At 35.7% G+C, this 20,667-nt stretch carries 19 protein-coding genes and 1 pseudogene; 4 read left to right on the top strand and 16 right to left on the bottom strand.

Annotated elements, in window-relative coordinates; all coding sequences use genetic code 11:
• Positions 1-19: 19 nt before the first annotated feature.
• The 11 genes from ACNQFZ_RS21495 to ACNQFZ_RS21445 all read right to left on the bottom strand — a co-directional run bounded on the left by ACNQFZ_RS21495 (position 20) and on the right by ACNQFZ_RS21445 (position 10,794).
• Positions 20-1,045 (bottom strand): branched-chain amino acid ABC transporter permease, encoded by a 1,026-nt coding sequence (locus ACNQFZ_RS21495; protein ID WP_458413308.1) that lies wholly within the window; start codon positions 1,043-1,045, stop codon positions 20-22.
• On the bottom strand, positions 1,042-1,917 hold the full coding sequence (locus ACNQFZ_RS21490) for a branched-chain amino acid ABC transporter permease (RefSeq protein WP_458413307.1): 876 nt from the start codon (positions 1,915-1,917) through the stop codon (positions 1,042-1,044). The genes ACNQFZ_RS21495 and ACNQFZ_RS21490 overlap by 4 nt, the downstream gene beginning before the upstream one ends.
• A gap of 23 nt (positions 1,918-1,940) precedes the next feature.
• Positions 1,941-2,645 carry an ABC transporter ATP-binding protein gene (locus ACNQFZ_RS21485; protein WP_458413306.1) on the bottom strand — a complete coding sequence of 235 codons (705 nt, stop codon included), beginning with the start codon at positions 2,643-2,645 and terminating at the stop codon, positions 1,941-1,943.
• On the bottom strand, positions 2,632-3,396 hold the full coding sequence (locus tag ACNQFZ_RS21480) for an ABC transporter ATP-binding protein (RefSeq protein ID WP_458413305.1): 765 nt from the start codon (positions 3,394-3,396) through the stop codon (positions 2,632-2,634). Before ACNQFZ_RS21480 ends, ACNQFZ_RS21485 begins: the two co-directional genes overlap by 14 nt.
• Before the next feature lie 84 nt (positions 3,397-3,480).
• The gene (locus tag ACNQFZ_RS21475) at positions 3,481-4,725 is read right to left on the bottom strand and encodes a substrate-binding domain-containing protein (RefSeq protein ID WP_458413304.1); all 1,245 of its coding nucleotides are present in this window, start codon (positions 4,723-4,725) and stop codon (positions 3,481-3,483) included.
• Between the two features lie 65 nt (positions 4,726-4,790).
• Positions 4,791-5,804, bottom strand: coding sequence for a 3-oxoacyl-ACP synthase (locus ACNQFZ_RS21470; protein WP_458413303.1), 1,014 nt, complete (start codon positions 5,802-5,804; stop codon positions 4,791-4,793).
• Between the two features lie 4 nt (positions 5,805-5,808).
• Complete coding sequence (locus ACNQFZ_RS21465; RefSeq protein ID WP_458413302.1) at positions 5,809-7,326, bottom strand: long-chain-fatty-acid--CoA ligase; 1,518 nt, start codon at positions 7,324-7,326, stop codon at positions 5,809-5,811.
• Between the two features lie 6 nt (positions 7,327-7,332).
• Positions 7,333-7,962, bottom strand: a complete 630-nt coding sequence (locus ACNQFZ_RS21460; RefSeq protein WP_458413301.1) for a TetR/AcrR family transcriptional regulator — start codon at positions 7,960-7,962, stop codon at positions 7,333-7,335.
• Positions 7,963-8,212: 250 nt separating this feature from the next.
• Positions 8,213-8,497, bottom strand: coding sequence for a hypothetical protein (locus ACNQFZ_RS21455; protein ID WP_458413300.1), 285 nt, complete (start codon positions 8,495-8,497; stop codon positions 8,213-8,215).
• A 337-nt stretch (positions 8,498-8,834) separates the two neighbouring features.
• Entirely contained in the window at positions 8,835-9,794 is a 960-nt protein-coding gene (locus ACNQFZ_RS21450) for an ATP-grasp domain-containing protein (protein WP_458413299.1), read from the bottom strand.
• Positions 9,795-9,948: 154 nt separating this feature from the next.
• A complete protein-coding gene (locus tag ACNQFZ_RS21445) occupies positions 9,949-10,794 on the bottom strand; it encodes a DUF2927 domain-containing protein (protein WP_458413298.1) in 846 nt (281 codons plus the stop codon).
• A 448-nt stretch (positions 10,795-11,242) separates the two neighbouring features.
• On the opposite strand from ACNQFZ_RS21445, the gene brnQ reads away from it, so the two are divergent.
• Positions 11,243-12,589, top strand: coding sequence for a branched-chain amino acid transport system II carrier protein (gene brnQ, locus ACNQFZ_RS21440; protein WP_458413297.1), 1,347 nt, complete (start codon positions 11,243-11,245; stop codon positions 12,587-12,589).
• Positions 12,590-12,706: 117 nt separating this feature from the next.
• Here brnQ and ACNQFZ_RS21435 read toward each other — a convergent pair whose 3' ends face one another.
• Positions 12,707-13,069 (bottom strand): rhodanese-like domain-containing protein, encoded by a 363-nt coding sequence (locus ACNQFZ_RS21435; RefSeq protein ID WP_458413296.1) that lies wholly within the window; start codon positions 13,067-13,069, stop codon positions 12,707-12,709.
• Between the two features lie 98 nt (positions 13,070-13,167).
• Entirely contained in the window at positions 13,168-13,428 is a 261-nt protein-coding gene (locus ACNQFZ_RS21430; protein WP_458413295.1) for a metal-sensitive transcriptional regulator, read from the bottom strand.
• Positions 13,429-13,744: 316 nt separating this feature from the next.
• Between ACNQFZ_RS21430 and ACNQFZ_RS21425 the strand changes: the two are divergent.
• Positions 13,745-13,876: pseudogene (locus tag ACNQFZ_RS21425) on the top strand (transposase); the annotation flags it as partial.
• Positions 13,877-14,091: 215 nt separating this feature from the next.
• Here ACNQFZ_RS21425 and ACNQFZ_RS21420 read toward each other — a convergent pair.
• The 3 genes from ACNQFZ_RS21420 to ACNQFZ_RS21410 all read right to left on the bottom strand — a co-directional run bounded on the left by ACNQFZ_RS21420 (position 14,092) and on the right by ACNQFZ_RS21410 (position 18,631).
• Positions 14,092-15,804, bottom strand: coding sequence for an IS200/IS605 family accessory protein TnpB-related protein (locus ACNQFZ_RS21420; RefSeq protein ID WP_458415474.1), 1,713 nt, complete (start codon positions 15,802-15,804; stop codon positions 14,092-14,094).
• Positions 15,805-16,494: 690 nt separating this feature from the next.
• Positions 16,495-17,313 carry a hypothetical protein gene (locus tag ACNQFZ_RS21415; protein ID WP_458413294.1) on the bottom strand — a complete coding sequence of 273 codons (819 nt, stop codon included), beginning with the start codon at positions 17,311-17,313 and terminating at the stop codon, positions 16,495-16,497.
• A 64-nt stretch (positions 17,314-17,377) separates the two neighbouring features.
• Positions 17,378-18,631: a hypothetical protein gene (locus tag ACNQFZ_RS21410; RefSeq protein WP_458413293.1), complete on the bottom strand. Its 1,254-nt coding sequence runs from the start codon at positions 18,629-18,631 to the stop codon at positions 17,378-17,380.
• Between the two features lie 801 nt (positions 18,632-19,432).
• Here ACNQFZ_RS21410 and ACNQFZ_RS21405 point away from each other — a divergent pair.
• Both ACNQFZ_RS21405 and ACNQFZ_RS21400 read left to right on the top strand, forming a co-directional pair.
• Entirely contained in the window at positions 19,433-19,903 is a 471-nt protein-coding gene (locus ACNQFZ_RS21405) for a transposase family protein (RefSeq protein WP_458413292.1), read from the top strand.
• On the top strand, positions 19,893-20,666 hold the full coding sequence (locus ACNQFZ_RS21400) for a transposase (RefSeq protein WP_458413291.1): 774 nt from the start codon (positions 19,893-19,895) through the stop codon (positions 20,664-20,666). Before ACNQFZ_RS21405 ends, ACNQFZ_RS21400 begins: the two co-directional genes overlap by 11 nt.
• The last annotated feature ends 1 nt before the right edge of the window (position 20,667 follow it).

Here is a 20,667-nt window from a genome sequence, read left to right as displayed (position 1 = left end):
TAGGTCTAATTCCGGTATTTTAACTTTGGGCATTCCGGCTGACTGATGAAGAAGAATTTACATTTTTTTGTTTCTTCCTTTTCCTATTTTCCCACCATTGCTTCGTCGTTCCTACAATTCCTTTTGGGAAGAACATCACAACCAAAATATAGATGATTCCAAAAAGAATCAGCCAGCGTTCAAAAATCCAATGGACTTTTGCTAGATCTTTTAAACTATGTTGAGCAAATTCTATTAAACCCGATCCAACGATAGCTCCTATTAACGTTCCTACGCCGCCAATAATCGTCATCATGAGTGCATCCAGTGTAACTTCGATTGAAAAAACAGCCGTATTCACAAAACGCAGACTGATTGCATACAAAACCCCACTAAAACCGGCTATGACTCCGGCGATTACATTAGCGATGATCTTATAATGAATAACCCTAAACCCAAGAGACTCAACACGCCGCTCATTTTCCCGAATTGCTACCAGCACCTTACCCATCGGTGATGCCGTTAATCTTCTTAAAAGCAAGTAAATGAGGACCATACAAACAAGCGTAAGTAGATATAATGAAACCCTATCCTTCAATACGTTGGGGATTGAAAATGTAAACCCTTCCCCACCCATTGTTAATGAACGCCATTTTTCAGCGAGGACTAATAATAGACCAGCTACAGCAAGGGTAAGCATGGCAAAAAAATGGCTTTTTAAACGAAGTGTTAAAATACCGATAAATAAACTTAACAGACCACAAAGCACCACAGTGACCAGGATTGCAAGAAGTACATTGACATACGTATCATCAACCTTTCTCATAAAAAGGGCGATACTATAATTCCCGATTCCGAAAAACATCGCATGACCGAAAGAGACAATCCCGGTAAATCCGAGTAAAAGATCATAGCTCATCGCAAAAATCGCGAAGATAAACACATTCGTCATCAGTATAAGGGTCGTTCGAGAGTCATATACAAACGGCATCACAAAAAGCCCTAAAGAGATCATGATAAGAAATAGATTGAATTTAGAATCCTCGTCTGAATATATTTTTATCATTGCTTCACCACCTCTTCTGACCCCAATAATCCAGATGGTTTAAAAATTAAAATAAGCAACATGATTAACATATTCACGGCAACAGCAAGGTCGGGAACAAAATAAGCAGCATAAGCGCCCAATAAACCAACCAATAGGGCAGCTATAGCGGACCCAAGCACACTTCCCATTCCACCGATGATGACAACAATAAACGCTAAAATCCCATATTCCAACCCAATTTCTGCATGGATAACCCCTGAATAAGGCCCAAGTAAAATACCGGCTAAACCGGCCATTGAAGATCCTAGTATAAACACAAAGATAAACACTTTCCTGATATCGATGCCTAATGCCTGCACCATTTCCTTATTCATCACACCAGCTCGGACGACAAGGCCCAGCTTCGTTTTATTAAGTAAAAATAACAACCCTGCAAACACAATCAAGCCGATTACGATAATAAAAATCCGATATTTTATAATAATCATGTTTTCACCAAATTCCCAACTGCCTGCTAAAAATGAAGGAACCTTGGCCTCGATTATATTGGGTCCCCATACTACCTTGACAAGCTCACCCATCACAAGCATGGCTCCTAAGGTAATCAAAATTTGTTGGATGTGGTTCCCATATACCGGCCTAATGATAAAGCGTTCCAATAAATAACCCAAAAGGGCACCGCTTACAATCGCTACGATCATACCAATTAAAAAATGATTCGTTTCACTATAAGTCCAAATTCCAACATATGCTCCCCACAAAAAGAGGACCCCATGGGCAAAATTCAAAACATCCATTAAACCAAAAATGAGCGTTAATCCTGCAGCCAATAAGAAGATCAGCATTCCTGTCGCCAAGCCGTTAATAGTAATATTCATCAGGATATCCAATATGAGTAACCTCCTTTCCTATACTAGGCAATTCCTAGGTACTTCTGACGGAGTTCTTTATTGTCTTTTAATTCCTGCATATCACCGTGATGAACCGTTCTGCCGTCATCGATTAAATAAAAACAGTCTCCAATAGTGCTCGCCATAATGAAATTTTGTTCCACTAAAACAACCGTCGTATTCCTTTTCATTTGAACAATGGATTCCATCACCTTCTCAACCATGATGGGCGCTAACCCTTTACTAGGCTCATCGATTAATAGAAGATCGTTTTTATTTACATAGGCTCTAGCAATCGAAAGCATTTGTTTCTGCCCGCCACTTAAATAGCCACCCTTTTTCTTCCAAAAGGTTTTTAAATCAGGAAAGAGCTTTAAAATATATTCAAGCCGCTCCCCTGTTTCATCATCCTTATGCTTCATGGCAATTCTTAGGTTTTCTTCAACCGTTAAACCATTGAATATACCTTGGTCCTCTGGAACATAACCGATGCCTTTATTTGCAATCCTTGGGGTATTCCATTTCTGGATTGGCTCCCCTTTAAAGAAAATGGAGCCACTGGAAATGGGATTCAACCCCATAATGGAACGTAACGTTGTTGTTTTCCCGGCTCCATTTCTTCCCAGTAATACAGTGACTTCACCAGCCTTCACTTCAAAGGAAACCCCTTGTAAAATATGATATTGCTGAATATACGTATGGATTTGATCTACCTTAAGAAGCGTCATCGTACAGACCTCCTAAATAAGCAGACTGGACTTGTTCATTATTCATAATCTCTTCAGGTGCACCATCTGCTAACAGTCTTCCATTAAAAAGCACCATAATACTATCCGATAAATCTAATACCATATCGATTTTGTGTTCAATCAATAAAATTGTTCGATTTCTTTCTTCTTTGATATTTTGAATGACTTCCAAAATTTTCGGAACTTCTTCTAAAGACATTCCTGCCGTAGGCTCATCCAATAAGAGCAGTTCTGTGTTTAATGCCAATAGCATTGCAATCTCAAGCTTTCGTTTTTCTCCGTGGGCAAGATTAATAGCAATTTCATTGGCTTTGTTGTCCAATAGAACAAGCTTTAATAATTCATCTGCTTTTCTATTCATTTCTTTATATTTACGATAATGAGAAAACATGTTATAGCGAATACCCGCTTCAGACTGGACAGCCAGACGGACATTTTCAAAACAGGTTAAATTAGGGAATACGTTTGTGATTTGGAAGGAGCGACCAATGCCAAGGCGTGTGCGATAAGTTGGAGATAAATTCGTTATGTCTTTCCCATTAAAAATAACTTTTCCATTCGTCGGTTTTAATTGCCCGCTTACTAAATTGAAAAAGGTCGTTTTACCTGCCCCATTCGGTCCAATAATGGATTTTAGTTTATTTTTTTCGACTTTACTATTTACATCATTGACTGCTACATGACCGCCAAAGGCGATTGTAAGATTTTTCGTTTCTAAGATTGCTTCCAAAATGCTCACCCGCTTTTTATTAAAAATAGAATGAAAAAGGGGAAAGCCTCTATAGTTCTCCCCCTATTGGAATATCAATAAAGATTAATTTTGAATCGGAGGTGCCGTTTCCTCCGGTGAAAGTTCGCGAATTAACACAGGCACCGGATAATCAAAACCTTCCTTTTTCTCAAGAGTTATGGCATATAATGTTTGCAAGGCTTGATGATCCTCGGGGCGGAATGTCATTTTTCCTTTTGGTGTCTCAAACGACATCCCCTCCATGGTTTTAATTAAAGTATCTGCATTAATGTCCCCATTCGTTGCTTTAAGCGCTTCCACAATGGCGATTGCGGCGGTCATACCACCAGGAGTAAATAAATCCGGTGTTTCACCATTGAAACGCTTTTGATGCTCTTTAACGAGCCAATCATTCACTCCATTTTTAGGTAAGGTATAATGGTAAACTGTAAAACCTTCCATTCCTACAACATCTTGCATTGTTTTTAAAGCAGCAATGTCCGGCGCACCTGTCGAGAGTTTAATTCCCTTCTCTTGTACCTTCATATCTGATAGCTGTTTCCATGGCGGATTGGCGCCAGCCCAAATGACGAATAAATAATCAGGTTTTGCATCAATAATACGTTGAATATTAGAAGTAAAGTCAACTGAATCAGGTGCGGCATATTCTTCAACTGCAATTTTAGCACCTAAATCAACAGCAGCATTCTTAAATGCCGTTACCCCATCCCGGCCAAAAGCAGAATCTGGAGCTAATGTTGCAATCGTTACTCCCTTCTTCGCAATCGCTGCAGCACCCGCTACGGCATCCTGTGAAGAATTTCGTGCTGTACGGAAAATGTATTTATTCCAGTTCGCTCCTGTAATTGAATCTGCAACAGCTGGCTCAACTACCATTATTTTTTCGTATTCTTCCATCAAAGGGAGAACGGCAAGGGTATCCCCAGAGGAGCTCGAACCCACAATAAAATCTGCTCCTTCGTCTAATAGTTTCGTAGCTTTTTGGACAGCAACATCCGGTTTCGTCTCCGTATCTTCCACAACGAATTCAATCTTTTTCCCGGCAACCTCCATTGTTCCATTTGTTGCATAATCCAGCCCAAGCTCAAATCCTTTTAGCGTTTGTTTCCCATAAGCCTCTAGTGCCCCTGTTAAAGAAGCAAGAACCCCTATTTTGATTGTTTCTTTATCACTAGACTTTTGGGTTGCTTTATTGCTGCTTGTGCTCGAATTACCCCCGGATGAATCAGATGCACACCCGGTAACAAAAATCATCATAATAATGATCATGATGCCAAGCCAGCTTAGCGCTCGCCTCTTACCCTTCATTTAACATTCCTCCCTTTTAGTAACCCAAGGTTTTCTTACCTATTCACTTACAGGTGAGACTTCCTTTATTTTACATCTTCTCCCCATTTTATTGCGGTAGCAGCCCATGTATAACCAGTACCTGCGCTAACAGTTACAACTAAATCACCATTCTTTAGTTTTCCTATCTCTTTCGCAACATGTAGACCAATACAAGGATCAAGGGCAGACATATGCCCGTAATGATCTAAATAGATGGACTGCTCTTCTGTAAGCCCCAGCTTTTTCAGCAATTCTTTATACATTGATTTTTTCGTATGAAGAGGCAACAATAAATCAATATCCTCTTTTTTATAGCCACTTTTTTGAACAGCTTCCTGTACAACCTTCACAAAATTTGGAACAGTGATTGGATCCAACCTTTCCTTCATCTCCAGCGGATTGGTTACATCTAAAAAATGCATTTTATTTTTAACTGAATTTACTGAGGGTACATATACAGACCCGCCAGCTGGAATTTTCACATCATCATGAAAAGATCCATCCGTTACAATACTTGATCCTAATAATTGATTTTTTCCATTCCTTTGAATGAGAGCAGCCGCACCACCATCTGCAAAATTAAACATAAATCTCGATCTCGGGTTCTCGTAATCTATAATATGAGATTCCTTACAACCTCCAACAAGTAAAATGTTATGAATAGTCTTATCGGATACTACCATATCCTTTGCTACCTTCAATGCGAGTGGAAAGCACGAACTAACATTCATTAATTCAAAAGCATAAGCATTCCTTGCCCCTAATTCGTGTTGGATTTTTGCAGCACAAGACCATACGTTGAAATCTTTATATGGACTGCCAAAATAAATAATCACATCAATTTCTAAAGGGTCAATTTTATTTAAAATGGGACGCGCCGCTTCAATCGCCATGTCTGAGCCATGCATGTTCGTATTTGAAACATGCTTTTGATAGAGCCCAAATTTTTCAATGATAATTTCTTTTGGAATACCGGTTTTCAATTCTACATCATGTGCGGTTTCAATATTTTCCGGCAAAAAAATACCAGTTTCTGTGATTCCAATGGATTCGGCCATAAAGTCAACCCCTTCTACTTGTATATTGTTTTTTAAGCAATGATTTATCAATCTTACCTGTTGCGTTCTTCGGTAAAACGCTTACAAAATGAATTTGTTTAGGAACTTTATATTTTGCCAAATATTTTTTACAGTGGGCTTGAATTTCTTTTTCTGTTAATGTTGATCCATTATTTAATGCAATTATTGCGATTGGAACCTCCCCCCATGTTTCATCGATGACACCGATAACTGCTGCCTCGAGTACTTGATTCAACGCCATGATAATCTGCTCTATTTCTAAAGGATAAATATTCTCGCCACCTGAAATAACCATTTCTTTTTTTCTACCCGCAATATAAACAAAGCCATTTTTATCCTTTTTCACTAGATCCCCTGTCAAAAACCATCCATCCCTGAATGAATCAGCCGTTTCCTTTGGAAGATTCCAATATTCTTTAAAGACATTTGGACCTTTTACCCAAAGTTCCCCTACCTCTTCACAGCCTACGTCCTGACCTATAGAATTAACAACTCTAATATCTGTAAACATAGCGGCTTTCCCGATTGAGCCTGTAGTGTGCAGGTAATTTTCCTTCGTTTGCATAAACACCGTTGGTGAAGTTTCTGTCATACCATATCCCTGACCAAACGGTAACCCTATATCATGAAAAAATGATATAAGTTCCAGTGGGCATGGAGCTCCACCGCTATAAAACCATCGTATAGATGAAAAATCCGTAGTATTAAAATTATTGTTTTTACGAATTGAATCATGAATTGTTGGAACACCCATTACAAGCGTGACACGATATTGCTCTATTAATTTCAAAACTTGAGTAGGGTCAAATTTAGAAGGAATAATAACGGTTCCACCCATTAATAAGACTGGCAGTGAAAACAGCCCAATCCCGCCAATATGAAATAATGGGAGTAGTGTAATGGTGACATCGTTCGAAGTAATATCTAATGCTAACTGATTGTTTAATACATTCCAAAACATGTTCTCTTGGGTTAAAACAGCACCCTTTGGGCGGCCAGTTGTCCCGGATGTATAACAGATCATAAATGAAGAATCTCCATCTGCTTCTTGGACTGAAACTCCCTCTTTAGGGTATGGTTGAACCTGCTCTAGAAAAGACTTTATACCGCTGTCAAGCCATAGTACAGAAGAGATATTTGTTTGATTAATAATTTGTGTTCCTAAATCCTCAAATTCTTTACCAATGATTAACATTGTAGTTTGACTATCTGTCATTTGAAATGATAGCTCGGTGGATGATAAACGAGTATTGAGTGGTACTATAATACTGCCAATCTTCGCAGCCGCAAACAAAATCATCATATAATCAACCCCATTAGGGAGTAACAAACCGATTCGGTCACCTTTTCGTATAGAAAATTTTTCTTTTAGGCATAGCGCTATTTGATTAATATTCTCAGACATTTGTTTATAAGTAACCTGTTCATTTTCACCAATTAGGGCAATTTTATTTGGAGTAATTTGTGCTCTTTTATCAATACAATAATTGATTCCATGCAATTCTTTTCACTCCTTTGCACTTAATCCATTGAAGATCATTCCCATAACATCTTCGAAAACATGTTCTGGTACATCCGCATTCTCCCAATAAACCCATCGCATCCCGATGAACTGGCTAATTCCCATTAAACAATAAGCAATGGTCTCCAAATCATAATCCTTCAAACTACCATTTTTTATACCTTTCTTTAATTCCCTTACATGACCTTCAGCCAATCTTCGGTAATAGCTACGATATAAATTTTCATCCACAAGCAGTGCTTGTTGCAATATACTATAAAGGTTCCGATGCTCCTTAACCCAAGAAAAAAACGTTTGAAATCCTATCCGTAAGATTTGTTGATAGTCTTTGACCTCGCCAATTTCACCCTTTATTTTGCTCCGAAAATCCTTGCTCATCTGCATAATCAATTCTTGAAAAATATCATACTTGGACGGGAAGTAAATATAAAATGTTCCCTGTGCAACCGATGCTTCTTTTGTAATATCAACAATGGAAGCTTGAAAATAACCTGTTTCACCAAAAATCTTTTCAGCAGCCGCCAATAGTTTTTGTCTTGTTTTACTTCCTCTTTTCGTAAGAGGGGCTTTTATTTTACTGTTTTTATATTCATCTGAATATGAAATATGAATCACCTCTCATATTCAAGATATTATGGTTTGACACAAATTATGATTGGTATTTTAATATTCACCACTATTAAATCACTTCTGTAATCATGAATATGTTGGCATTCCTATTTCATCCCAATAATGCTTTTCAAAACACAAAAGGGCAGTCCAATAAGTCGATTTTTCGACTATTGGATGCCCCAATAATTGTTAAAAGGATACTCCTATTAAATAATGGTTAGAAGGGATTCAACCCCGCCGTGTAAAGGCAACATTACTTGAAAATTTCTTTATGTTCTTCTTTTATTACCTTGAGTGTATCTTCAATTGACATCTCCTCTTGATTAAGTCGGTAACTATGCAAAGATTTTACAGAATCAGATTTACAATTGCCGTAAAAAATATGTATAAGTTCTTCCGTTCCCGCATTCCATTCTTCAATGTACCGATCCCTAAAGAATGCCTTTATTTTTTCAAATTTCTCATAAACCACGTAATAGTTCATTTTTGTTTCATTTACAAAATATTGTTTTGTATTAACTAAATTTTGAATAACCATTTTTTATTAAACACCTCATAATTATTTTTTTGAATTTAAAAGCAAATACGGCATATGTGATTTAAGAGAAAAATTGACCAATAGACTCCTTATATCTTACCCTCCATTCATTTAATTCTAGTAAAACGCATTTTTTTAACATTAATCTATAATATATCAACGTTCTTAATTAAACCATATAGGACTAGCTATTACAATAAAATCCGTCCGTCAATAACAGACAGAACTTGCCAGCTTTTTTCGACGTTTGAAAATGAAAAGAGGCTCAAATCGCAATCCCTACCTATAGGAATTGGAACTGAGCCTCTAGTTGACCAGTGGGCAAAATCAAGTAAATTTAATTTACATTAACAGCTTCAGCCTGCTGTTTCGCTAATTCAGCACCTAAAAACTTAGCCAATTGTAACATTCCAAATTTTCCAGCCGCTGTTTCAGCCTCGCTATTGTAATTTGTGTTCGTATTAATATCATATGTGTATAGGCTGCCATTTTCATTTCTGATAAATTCAATCCCAGCTACAGCAATATTCTGTTCTTTCAGGAATGCTTCATATTTTTGAATGATCGGATCGTTAAAATCAGCAATGATTTGGAATTTCGGTTTTTGCTCAACATCTTCACCTACTGGACAAAAAAGATCTCCAATATTACATGCATCCGCAGGACATAATTCAAAACCACCAGAAGTATCTACTTGAACAGCATAGAAAAACTTACCACCAATAAATTCACAACGAGTAATCGATTGGTCTGGTGATTTGATATATTCTTGAATCAATGTGATTCCATCAATTGGCTCATCAAAGGCAGGGCTATTTACATATTGTTTTAAAGCTTCAATCGAATGAAATAACTGTACACCCAATCCTTTGCCAGTCCGATTATGTTTGGTTATGAAAGATTCAGTTCCAATTTTTTCAGCCGCTTGAATGATTTGTTCTTTGCCGACAGCAGCAATTGTTTTTGGTGTTTGAATACCCGCTTTTTCAAGCGCATTATATTGCTTCACCTTACTAAGTTCAAGGTTAATTGCCTTGGTACCATTAAACACTTTGCAATTATGCCTTTCCAACCATGAAAGAACATTGTCTGCTAATTCAGGTGCAAAACGATGGCCTCGGGTATGAGAAGACGCGCTCATACGGTTATAAAAAACGCCTTCTGGAGGCTGCTCTGTCAAATCCAACAAACCTTCATCCAAATGCCATTCTTCATATGGCAAGCCTAATTCCTCTAATCTTTTTGTTAGATGCACAGTCCATTCACTATTTTCATGTATGATATAGATCTTGCTCATTTTTAATTCTCCTTTACATATATGTCTGTCCAAGTTGTGTACCTTTCTATTTTACTTTATTTCAACAAGGTTTCAATTAATCTGGCCTCGATAGTTAAAAATTTTGAAATAGTTGCTTGTTATACTGAAGTAGTATTCCTGAATTTGTTATAGGTTATTTTCGAACTGCAAACTTCTTATTAGTAAGTACATTTATCACTTCTGACTCACTCATTCCAGTTTTAACCATATTAGAGTGCAATAACTTAATAACAGCAATATCTCTAGCAGAATACCCAGTTATTTCATTTCCATATTGGTAGAATATACTGTCTGAATATCTAGTTGAATCATTACCTAATCCTAAAATCTGAGTTAGTTCTTCTCTTATTACACTATTCCTATGGGTACGGTTACTAATGCTTGAGTTTATACCTATCTCACCAATTAGGATTCTTTCACTGTCATCTGAAGCATATCGGAAATATCCATAACTTTCACGGCCTGTATATCCTTCAAAATGTTGGCTGAATTCACTTTCAGGAATGAAATAGATATTTATGTTCCCTATGGAATCAAAATCAACAAGTCTAAATTTATCTTCTTCAATAATTTGGTTGATTTCATTTATTACTTTTTGAACCTCTGCCAAATCATCCTCAGTAGGGTTACCCATTGGTCTAATTCTTACTTCATCTTCTTCCCACCTTTGTAAATCATGCTTCCCACCGTATTCAGTTGAGAAGGCGATTTCGCGGAAATAAGAGAGGTCGTCACTAGTCGGAAGGTAAGTAGTTTCTTCCTTTTTAGGTTTCTCTGCAGCGCTTTCCATTTCATCAAGGATTATTTCAAAGTGTTCTTTGAATGCCAAATAACCTTCATTTGTTGAATAATTGAGTTCGCTATGCTGTTTTGCAAACTCCATCGCTTCTCTGTTACATTGATTGGTCACATCTCCACTACTAAAAGTATTACAATAAGCTGCTAGTGCAATTGGCACAAGAATACTACTAAAACTCACCCATCATTCTCCTTTAACATTATCAGTTTCTCAAATATGACTTTACAATACCGTTTTAATGTTAATTACAAATGAATAGGTGTTTAAGAAAATGTAAATTTTGTTAAACTCATGTTTTTGGAAAATTTTAAAGCAAATTAATGATTACTCTTTTATCACTATCTTTATATAGTATTCTTATTATATATAATCACTTCTACAAAACGAAATATATAAAAACACCGGAAACTATTTATCAGAAAATTATTGTTATTGGTATTTTTGTATAATTCGATTTTTCAGAAATATATTGCACAAACAAAATAACCGTGGTATATTCTAATCACAGAAAAATATTAAATATTCTAACAAAATAATATCAATACTATTACTAGAGAAATAAAAATTATACTACTCTTATAATATTAAAATAGTTAAATATTATTTTCGTACTACTGGAGGTCATTATATGTCATCAAGAAAATCATTCTCTTTCATCATTACAGTAGGCTTTATGTTATTTGCTCTATTCTTTGGAGCTGGTAACTTAATATTCCCTGTAATGCTTGGGCAATTGGCCGGGGAAAACGTATGGGCTGCAAATGCAGGGTTTATCGTAACAGGGGTCGGATTACCAGTCCTAGGCGTACTTGCATTAGGATTCTCTGGAAAGAGTGACTTGCAATCTCTAGCAAGTAGAGTTCATCCTATATATGGAACCTTTTTTACATGTGCACTTTATTTGTCAATTGGCCCTCTTTTTGCAATCCCAAGAACGGCTACAGTATCATATGAAATTGGAATAAAACCTTTCTTAGGGGAAAACGCAGGGTTCCTTCCATTATTGATTTTTTCAATTATCTTTTTTGTAGTTACATTATTCTTTTCATTAAAATCTTCTAAATTAGTTGATGTTGTTGGAAAAGTATTAACACCTATATTACTATTATCCATTGCTGTTCTTATTGTTGCTGTATTTCTTACTCCAATGGGGGAAATTCAAGCTCCAACTGAACATTATCTAAATAATGCCTTTTTTAAAGGATTTCAAGAAGGATATTTAACAATGGATGCACTTGCTGCATTTGTCTTTGGAATCATTATCATCAATACAATGAAAAATAGTGGTGCAGTTACGAAAAAAGAAATTATGACTTCTAGTTTAAAGGTTGCACTTATTGCTGGCGGTTTACTCGCTGCCATCTATTCTTCTCTTGCATATTTGGGGGCAACAAGTGTTTCAGAAATAGGTAGGTTAGATAATGGCGGTGCCGTTCTTGCAGCAGTTTCCGCGCATTATTTTGGATCATACGGAAATGCTTTACTCTCTATTATTGTAATTGCTGCTTGTTTAACCACTAGTATCGGCCTGATCACGTCATGTGCAGCATACTTCAATAAATTAGTACCAGGTATCTCTTATACAAAATGGGCCATCATTTTCACGATTTTTAGTACAATCATCGCAAATTTTGGTTTATCAACTTTAATCTCCATCTCAGTACCAGTTTTAGTCACTTTATATCCATTAGCAATTTGCTTACTAGTGTTAACATTCCTTCACCCTCTATTTAAAGGTAAAAAAGAAGTGTACCAGATTAGTATTTTATTAACAGGTATTGTAAGTATATTTGATGGATTAAATGCAGCTGGCATTAAGATACAAGTTATCAATGATTTATTTACTACTATTCTTCCAATGTATTCGGTAGGTTTAGGCTGGATTTTGCCAGCGATTGTTGGCGGACTTATAGGATTTATTATTAATGTAGTAAAAAAAGCTGATTATCAAGTTTCACCAGTTGAAAATAATTAAAAAAAGGTATTACAATAAAGCCGATCTCTTGGAGGGTCGGCTTTATATTGGTCTTACTGGCCTTGCAGTAATTGTGATTTCTTCTAGTGTAACTAGTATTGCAAATATCTTCATCCTTTATAAGTACCAAGCACTCATGCCGCCTTTTACATTATAAATTTTTTCAAAGCCCTGTTTTTTCAATATTTTTGCTGCTCTTGCGCTTCTCATCCCACTTTGACAAATCACAACAATCTCTTTATCTTGAACTAATTGATTTGTTTTACTAGATAAATCAGAAAGAGGGATATTTTTAAATGGTTTGCAATGGTTTTCTATATACTCACCTGGTGTACGTACATCGATAAACTGAACATTTTTATCCTTAAATTTTTCTTTTACTTCTTGAACTGTAATATTCATAACTCCTTTTGTTGGGATAAATCGTTGTAAAACAAATGCTGAGATAAACAAAAGAATAATAATTTGTACCATATCCATGTAAATCATCTCCAAATCTTATTTTTAAACCATATTGGGTATGTTTCTTAAAAAAAGTTCACCAATCTTACTTCAAAAAGAGAAATTGTTGAACTTTTTCATTTGCTTTTTACTAATAACTCTACTGCTTCTTTTACCAAATTAGCAGTGTCTTCTTCTTTTTCTATATTGGCACGTACACATTGTTCTAGATTCACGCTTACAATTAAACCAATCGTACGATCTATGGCATTTCGTGATGCTGATAATTGTGTAACCACATCTTTACATTCTTTACTTTGTTCAATCATATTTATAACGCCCTTTATCTGACCCTCAATACGTCTTAAACGATTTACGACAGATTTATCATACCGCATCTAGCTTCACTCCTTTTTTTAGTGCATGTACATTCACAAATCTTACACCCACCAACGTAAAAAATCTTTCTTAATAAAAACCAAATTAGGTTTCGTTCATATCGATTTACTGCAACAAATTGTAATAGAATAAATTATATTACTCTCATATTTTATACCCTGTCAGGTATTATGTAAAGGATAAAAATAGGGAATGTCGTAAGCCCGAAATCAAAAATAAGCACACCTTTACGGTGCGCATCACAAATAATTTCGGGTTGTTGATAGAAATTAAGGTTCGGCAAATCCTTCAGTAACTTCAAAAGATAAATTTCGGGTGGGCGAAAATGAAAGTAGTAAGTTTTGGTTAGGTGTGTTGAATGATTTGAAAACGAGATGGGTAAAAATGGTTAATCCTTTCTGTGTAGAAGGACTTACAGGGTTTACAGAGGCTATCCAAGCAGTATTTCTTACCTTGCGAAGATTGTCAGATATTACTTACACAACTTTTTCCGTAGACCTGACTAAATCTATGTGTTCACTGATAAAGCTTTTGCTTTTGAGTACCATCAATCTTCATTCGATACACCATTTTCTCAGCTCTTGTGTATTGAACTACTCAGCACTAAAGTACTGAGATTCTCCTAAAAAGAAGACACCTATGAGTGACCATCTCCCGCTCAACTAGGAGAAGGATTTTCGGCTATCAGTGATTGACAGATTTCCTATCGCCTCTCGGATCTGTGAAAGCATTCTAAGAGTAGAGAGTTCACCGGTTTGGTGAAGCCTAACAATCTCTGATAACTCTACATGACTAAACCAATAGTTGGGATAATCACGTAGGAGACGTTGCACCGCATTCCATTGCGCCCAGTGATGTAGACCTTGTTTCTTCTCCGGAACAAGGGAATGCAACACTGGTGGAAGCTTTTCTTTGTAGCCCATCACTCGTCGAGCGATGACGTAACTGGCCGCTTGATGAATGGATATACCAAAACGTTTCATATATTTCAATTTTCCGATTTGTGATGTATAGGCTGGATTTACTTCGTAGACGTGAACACCACATTTCTCCGCCCGGTTTTTAATAGACGTTATCATTTTTCGGTAGGCAAAGAGACTCATCCGCTGATTAGCTTTTCGGTTGCCGTAAGGATTAGACACTTTGGATGTGGTAGTATTTAATTTTTCCAATACCAATGGTTTTTGACACTGTGCCGCATAATGCACTAAAGCAATCGCTTCCGCTTCGAGGATCTTGGTGAGTTGTTCTGAGGTTTTATCTGTTATCGTAAACTTTTGAACAAACGAGTGTTGCAAACAACCGGTGTTCGATATATTAGAAATGGCAAAATGGTCGACATTACAATCCACACCAATCACACCATCGGCTTTACTATAGTTGGACTTAGAAAAAGAGGGCACTTGTATCAGGCACTTTAGGATGTAATAATCTCCATGGTCTTCCAAACTCCATCCGACCGGTTGACCACCCTTTTTCTTATTCAAACAGTTTACCTGGGTTTGAATCGCCTTTTGAACCTGTTCTTGTCCATATGGAAACATCACTTGTTCCATTTGCACCAAATCCCCAAACGGGGTTTGAAACGAAAGAAGGTGAGTATCAGGAATGTAGGTGAACACAAAGTTTCCATATTTAGCATCTTTCCGCCCGGAAATGGTCATCTTAGAATAGCGAGAACGTTTCCATTCCTTTTCCCAAAGCTTGTGATTCTCGGCATAAGTGGGATTCGTAAATTGAGCTTTAAATAACTTACGGGAGCCAAAGATCACACTACGGATATCGTACTTCAGCTTGTCCATCTCCTGAGCAAGACGGTTTACTTTAAATTGCAACCGCCCCAGTTTATTTTGAAGATGTTTGATTTCAACATCAACATAATGATGTTCAAAGTGATAAGCATGGTAAAATAGGTTCGTCTCTTTTTTGTAGTGAACAGCCCATACATTTTTGTATTTCTTGACATTCCGAAGGTTCCCTGGAATTTTCACCGTTCCCTTGATAAGTGATTGTTTGAGTTTGTGATAAGAGGTTAGTTTGGCTTTTGTCGTTTTGATTTTCTTTTTAACTGCGGTGATCTGAGCTTTTTTATTTTGAAGATAGACAGCTGTTAGCTCTTTTTGTGATGTAAGAAGAGCTTTTGCTTCTTGGACTGCACTATTGGCATAGTAATCATTCAAAGAAAACTTCTTTTTAACATGCACATGCATGGAATCGTTGCCACGGTGGCTTTGTTTGGAGCGCTCTTCTTTTACAGTCGTTGAATATGCATAGTGTTTCGCCTGATTAAATACACGAAGGGTGCGTCCAATCGAATCTACGAATGGATCCGGTAATGTATTTTTATAGATACGGTTACTAAAATAGGTTTTCATTCCCACCGGACACACCCTCCTACTAAGATTCATTTACCTTTATTATACAGGAACAAATGTTCCTTTTCAATAGAAAACCTAGATGGTTTTTACAAAGAAGTCGGTCGATTCATCTGCATGACTGAAGTCACGAGTGTTCTCAACCTTTTAATAAACTTGCCTACTTGGAAGGTAAGTTGTTCTTGAAGCAATGTATCTGCGGCTGGTGGTAATAAAATAAAATCTTATCGCTTTTTTCGTGCACTAATAAAAAGGACAATGCTCAGAAACATTGTTAAATCAACATTTCTGAGCATTGTCCTTTTTTAACTAAACATATTTTGGTCTAATGATACCGGTGGTCGGGGTCGATATTAGTTAAGAAACGCTTATATTTTAAGAATTGAATGGGCCTTTGTGTAAAATTTACGAAAACACTATTTTCACTATGTAAATAGTACGAAAAGAAATTATCTTTAGGTTGGTTTAAAAAATGATCAGCCTTTTAGATTTAGAGTAAATAAAATAAAAAGAAATTTGTTATTAATACTCATACTACTATTTAAAGTTTTACAAATTCTCTTTCGAAGGTTTTATATAGAAGATATCTTTGTGTGTACCTTTTGAATTTTCTATGCTAATTTTGAACATTTGAGTGCAAGATCATATGTAAAGCAGTTTTTAGTCTAGAAAAAATAATTTACAATACTATCAATCAAAGTTATCCATATCCGAATGATACTCACATAGCGTTAGACCATCACCATACTCTTGACCTTCCCAATCAAGATTGAAATGAACCCCGCACACATCACAAGTCCCTATTCTATGTTCATGTCCACAATATGCACAGTTTCCATATGGAGCAAGATCCTCATCTAACGATATTCCCTCACGCCCGCACTCATGACAGCACCATTCAGCAACTACAGGTGTTCCACCATCTTTTACGGATATGAAATTAAGAATAGAAATTTCAGATTCAATTGCAGCAAAAATACGTTCTTGGAGAACTTCTCCATAATCCAAGTCACGAATCTTATAATGATAAAATTTAAACATATCTTCTTCAATTAAGTCCTGTAAATCTATCTCTAATTCATTTTCAAGAAACCTAGCAATATAATGCATCAAAAATATAATATTACCTTCACTGTCTTCACCATAAGAAAATGTGGAATGAGTGGCTGCATTGCGGAGTATCTTCAAAATATCATATGCCTTAAATTCTTCTTCCGTAATTTGATCGACTTCCCCTTTAATAAGTCTATATGCTTTTTCCGCTTTAATTGTTTGCCTATAGCCAATACCGTATTTATCACGCTTCTCATTTTCGTATATTAGTCTTTCGTCCTTCTGTCTGACTCTTTCCAATATGAACAGGTCAATAGCATTAACCAAATTCATAATCCCTTGTTTAATGTCTGAAATATCCCCATTAACCTCGTGATCAATAATATGGGCTAAGCCATGCTTTAATGAATCTATAGCGTTATCGAGTAAACTAAGTTTATCAACTACTGTTGACAAGTAAAACACCTCCATTCACGAGTTAGCAATTTGTTTACATCTACATACATCAATAAATCTTCTATTAGTATTCTTCATAATAAGTTTCCATATCGGCCCTATATTCAGCCTTCATTTCAGCTAACCATTCATTATGTGCAGACATCATCGCACATACACCACTTAAAAAGGTTGCTAATTCACCAAAATAGTTAGCTACATTCTCTATATCAAATTTTTTAGATGTTTTAAAATATAAATTCATGTATTTATCTGTAGGATACCTAAATTTGTCTGCTTGTCCATCAATGTTATGAAGTTGATTAATATACTTTTCTACATTATCTAAAGTCGTATCTTCCTCTGGAGCCTGAGCGTGCTTTATAATGTCCGATTTTATCGAATTCCATAAACCTAAAATACTATGTTTCTTACCATTAATTAATCCTACTGCATCTTGAAAGCTATATGAGCATTCTTCAAATAAGATCTCCTTCATTGAAAGCTCAATTGCGTTTCTATAAAGATAACACATAGGAATAAAAAGTAATCCATTAAGATTTCTATTTTTTCTCATACAATCATAAAGATACTCAGCTGATTCGGTATAGGCTTTTACATATGGGTAAAATTTGTCCTTATTATATGAATAGCCAATTACACTTTGGTAATAATAATCTCCCCCTTCTTCTAAAAATATCGGTTTATATTCTTTAAACAAATCATTTTTTATATCCGTCTCAAGCAAATAACTCTCTAAAATTTCAAATGCTATCTCCATCTTATTAGCAAAGGCGAATAAGTTGATATGTGTCTGCTTTTCATAGAATGTTTTAATACCAAAATGCTTTTGGTTATCAAAGGGATCCCTTTCTATTTTTATTCCAAAAGGATACCTAAAAGAATCCGATTCCTTGTCAATATCATTCAGGTCTTCCAGAAATGTTTCAAGCCATTGAAAAGCCTCACAATTTCTTATAACATTATTTCCTATGTGTGGATGTACCGCTTCAAGAAGTGATGATAAATTATGAAACGTTTCTTTTATAAAGCCTTTTCTGCACTCATTTTCAAAAATGTATTTAAACCCTATTGCTTTTAGGAGTAGCTCAAGGCTATGACGGTAGAGATATGCTAGCGAGAAAAAATATGTGTCCAATTTACCAATATCCGCCTTTTTAAAAATATGTTCAGTAATAAGATGTGCAGACTCTTTAAACATTAATGCATATTCTGTAAATTCCTGTTTTATATCACTGTTAGCTTTTAAAACTATTAGACCTTCTAGGTTATTTTTCTTAAAAAAATCAGGGCTTTCTTTCACCCATTTTTCGGTCATTTATACTCCCCCTATAAGCTTAAAACATCATAGAAAATTTCGTTATAGTTATCACTAGCTTTAAGCTATGTACTAGTTCGTGTCAAGTTATTCTTAGTTCATGTCAAGTTCAGTATGTTAGTTATGTCTATTATCCGAACCTTACTCACTTCAAAGATTTCACTTGTACCTGTCAAGTTATTATCATCTTACGTCAAGTTCCTATTAGATTCTGTCAAATTGCAGCTATAATTATCCTTTGGACTAAGATTTAATAAAAAAGCCCTTACAAAATTAAATGCAAGGCCCACTAATCGAGGTTTTATCTCCACTAACTAGTATTTAATGTAAATTGGGATATCTATCCGATGTAGCAATCTTCTTTACTAGCTTTTTTTTCTTAGGATTTTTAAGTATTTTACGTGAATACTGAGGACTTTTTCCAAATGCATCAACAAGTTGTTTTGTTTTCAAACGAAACTAGTCAATAACCAGCATGAATCTACATATTTCTAGGCTAATTATTAGCGAACAGTACCAGTGACAGTTCGCTATTGTGATTACTCTGTGAAATATTCTGTAAATACGAAATAATTTGATAATCTTGGGAGCAGGTATAATATTTCCACCTACTCCCAAGATTATTTTTGTTTCTGTGTTCCTCATGGCTTGAGTGATGAGGGAAAACATTTTAATGTAGTGGTGTTCCTAAACACCTAAATTAATGTTGAAATTTTTACGGTTCTTACGGTAAGTTGGTGAAGTCTCAAGTCTAGTAATTTTATAGTATAATAAAACTAGAGATGGAAGGAGGAATTTATCATGATTGAAATCCTTTACCAACTTGATGAGCATTTGCTATTTATATCTAGTTATCAAGAAGTAAACCAACTTACGTTTGTATTGAAACGTGAAACAAAATCAGCATCTTGTCCTCATTGTGGTCACCTTTCACATCGCCCTCATAGTACTTATATTCGCACTATTCATGATCTGCCTGTAGGTGGTCAAGCAGTCATACTTATTATCCAATTACACAAATGGTTTTGTAATCAAACTGATTGTACTACTAAAATATTTACAGAAAGAGTGCCGTGGCTGAGTCCCTATCGCCGAAAAACCAAACGATTAGAAGACACCTTACGTACGATTGCATTTTCTATGAGTTGCTTACAAGCTGAAAAAGTATGTCAACGTCTTCATATGCCCACTAGCCATGATTACTTACTAGATTTGATAAAGTATACATCGGTCACTGAAATTGCAGATACCTCTCCCTTTTGTGGCCATTGACGATTTTGCATTTCGTAAAGGCAGTAATTATGGAACATTGATCTGCGACTTAAATACACATCAACCAATAGATGTACTTCCCAATCGAACAAAGACCTCTGTAACAGATTGGCTAACTATGCATTCTGAAGTTGTGCTGGTTACAAGGGATGGATCTAATATTTATCGAGCAGGTATAGATGCTGTTAATCGTCCAATGGTACAAATCATGGATCGATTTCATTTGATTCAAATTCTGTATCGTTGGATGTTAGCTTCGCTCCAACATATCCTACCTCATCAATGGTCATATATCTTAAATTTTTCTAACCCTCCAAATCAACCTGAAACTGAATCAAAAGCGGAAGAAATTCAAGAAATAAAAATAGATATGAAACCCAATCAGCAAAAGAAATGGGAACTTATTCAAGTAATAAAGAAACAACACCAAACTGGCCAATCTATCCGTTCTCTTGCAAAAGCAAACCATTTAAGCCGTAATACTGTAAAGAAATATATTGAATTAAAGGAACCGCCAACAATTAAAAGAAAACGCCGGTCAACACTTTTAAATGGTTATATTAACTTAATCATTATAGGGATAGAAAACAACCTATCATCTCATCGAATTTTTGAACAAATTAAACAGCAAGGATATAAAGGAAGCTATTCTATGGTTCGTGCTAAATTTACGGAAATCAGAAAACTTAAGAAAAAAGATATAAACAAGATCAAAGAACAAAGAGTTATTATTCAGCAGAAAAAGGCAATTTCACTTTACTAGA

It is taken from the genome of Schinkia acidoalkalinis, from assembly GCF_054301215.1.
The sequence above is the reverse complement of the archived record's forward strand: the minus strand, read 5'-3'. Positions and strand labels throughout refer to the sequence as shown.